The sequence below is a fragment of the Massilia sp. TSP1-1-2 genome (genome assembly GCF_049896185.1).
GTDB lineage: Bacteria > Pseudomonadota > Gammaproteobacteria > Burkholderiales > Burkholderiaceae_D > Telluria_A.
In genome coordinates, this window is the sequence record NZ_JAFCTU010000227.1 from 1 (window position 1) to 509 (window position 509).

Consider the following 509-nt stretch of genomic DNA (forward strand, 5'->3'; position numbering starts at 1 on the left):
ATTCCATTCTGCAACTTTGCTTGCATCATTCGGATGGCTTGAAAATTGTCGGAGTGGAATAGAAGCCCATCACATTGATCGTCAAGATTCTCTATTTATGCGACCAACGCTGACTTAAACTCCGGCACAAAATTCTTGGTGTCCAATACCAAGTTCTGATTGACCTTCAAGAATTCTGCGGTCAGCGGTGCTGAATACGCAACATCGCCAAGGTGACCTACGATCTCGTCAATTGCAAATAATTCGACCCACTCGTTCCGTTGATCTTCATTTGCCGCTATGGTTGCGTAAAACTTTTCTGGAACTCGATCTAATGTAATGCAGTATTGCGTGTCAATCACAAACTTTCTTTTCAGCCAAAGCTTCTTCTGAAAATTTTCGAGCTGCGCCAAGAATTGAATCAATCGTTGTGAAATTATTCTTATGGCTTGGCTCTTCTCCAAAACCGCTTGAAACGCTTTTAACTTTACCTCGCCAACATTTTCAGTTGTGATATCACTGTCTTCGCT

Annotated in this window: 1 pseudogene; it reads right to left on the reverse strand. The window is 42.0% G+C overall.

The annotated features are described in order from the left end of the window. Positions 1-95: 95 nt before the first annotated feature. Positions 96-509: pseudogene (locus ACP7BV_RS27835) on the reverse strand (hypothetical protein); the annotation flags it as partial.